The organism is Pseudanabaena biceps PCC 7429, assembly GCF_000332215.1.
Lineage (GTDB): Bacteria > Cyanobacteriota > Cyanobacteriia > Pseudanabaenales > Pseudanabaenaceae > Pseudanabaena > Pseudanabaena biceps.
Window position 1 is genome coordinate 1 of the sequence record NZ_ALWB01000406.1, and the last position, 1,656, is coordinate 1,656.

Consider the following 1,656-nt stretch of genomic DNA (forward strand, 5'->3'; position numbering starts at 1 on the left):
TTCTCCTTTTCATTCTCTTGGATTTGCCCAGTTCTCCATTCTCTGGGTTACTTTTTCCTGCTCTTTTTCTGATTAGCTTAATCAACTTAGTCTAAACTCCAGTACTTCAATATCTTCCTCCGCTCTTGCGTATGAACCGTTTGCACTCAATAGTAAACAACATTTTTCTAGCTGTGGACTCATCTGGCTATAAGCCCTGATTCCGAGTTTCTTTGCCTGTTTCTCGGTTATTGTCAGTTTACCCAAGCAACTTTTTATTTCTCTTCTCCTACCAGATTTTGTTCCCGTGCTTGCTTCGATAAAAAAATTCCGATATCTTTACTAACACAGTTTTGCATTTGTTCCCGCACTGCTATTTCAATGCCTTCTAGGCTTGTTAATTTTTCTGGCTCCCGACTCTCAGTGTCCTTGTATAATATGGCTGCTATAGCTTGCACATGAGCATGAATTTCATTCTTTTCCGATTCAGTCATGGCTTCACCTCTATCTTCTAATCCTTAAAATTATCCATCTTTATTACTCCTTTTTATCCTAAGTATTTATACTCATTGCAAAATTGAGATGCACCCAGTAAGAACTTTGTGGGCGGGTTATCGAAATAATTATACAAGTGAGGGGAATTCGACAGTCCAAATATTCTCAAGTTGATCAAATTTAGGAATCGGCTCTGAGGAATTTGGATTGATAGCTCTCCATGTAGCAATCGAAGCAGCAACTTTTACGGAATCCTCTGTAGTATCAACTTCAGTTCCTATGACTTTAGTAATCTTTACCAAAAAAAAATTGTCGTTTGATGACCTTTCAAGATAAGTTAAAGTTTCTTTAGCCCCTTCAATTGCCGCATTAATCCAGTCATCGTGAGTTCTAGAGTTAACCTCACCTAGTCCAGTATTAACTTCTTGACCTATTGCATCAATCACAGAGTTTTCTATTAGAGAGGGTTCTGCCTCCACCCAAACACAAACACCAAAAAAGGGATGACCTATTGTGCCATCTTTCCAGATTCTAACTACTACTTTCGACAAAGTGTATTCTCCGATCATAGTTTTCTTGATTCTTTTATAAAGACATTGTAATTATGGAGAATTTCGATTTTCTATCTATAAACCTCACTTTTTGTTATTTGAGTATTGTAGTAACGATGACAAGAGGTTAATATCCAAGAGTTCTTCCACGAAAAAACGAAGGAAAAACATTACTTGCAAAGTAGTGTTCATAGATATTAGCACGTCCCACTTCATGAATAGCATACTGATAGTTATGAGCTATTCCATTTCCATAAAGGCGACTATGTGCGTTAATCCCATCTCCTGCTGCTGATGGAGTAAGGGTTCTCATATCTAAAGTTCTGAATTCACTTAATTTACTATCAGAAACTCTAAATGATAAAACATTAGAAGGAGTCTGATTAGATTCTAAAGGACGACTTCTCTTAAGAAAGCATTTAAGAATTGACAGCAGTAAGATTTTTAAGCATTTTGCGGATCAAAGCTATGTAAATAAACGACTCCGAGATATTCTCGTAAAATTCATAGTCCTTGCTAAGTCTCCGATATTGAACATCATGCGACTTGGCGAATACACGGTGATAATCCACCATATTTTACTTGGGCAACTGATTTTAAAATTCGCGTCAACCAAGCCATTTCAGACTGG

Annotated in this window: 2 protein-coding genes; both read right to left on the reverse strand. The window is 37.0% G+C overall.

Annotated elements, in window-relative coordinates:
- Positions 1-254: 254 nt before the first annotated feature.
- Positions 255-473, reverse strand: a complete 219-nt coding sequence (locus PSE7429_RS22770; protein ID WP_009629761.1) for a hypothetical protein — start codon at positions 471-473, stop codon at positions 255-257.
- Between the two features lie 129 nt (positions 474-602).
- On the reverse strand, positions 603-1,025 hold the full coding sequence (locus PSE7429_RS22775) for a hypothetical protein (protein ID WP_233424425.1): 423 nt from the start codon (positions 1,023-1,025) through the stop codon (positions 603-605).
- Positions 1,026-1,656: the final 631 nt, after the last annotated feature.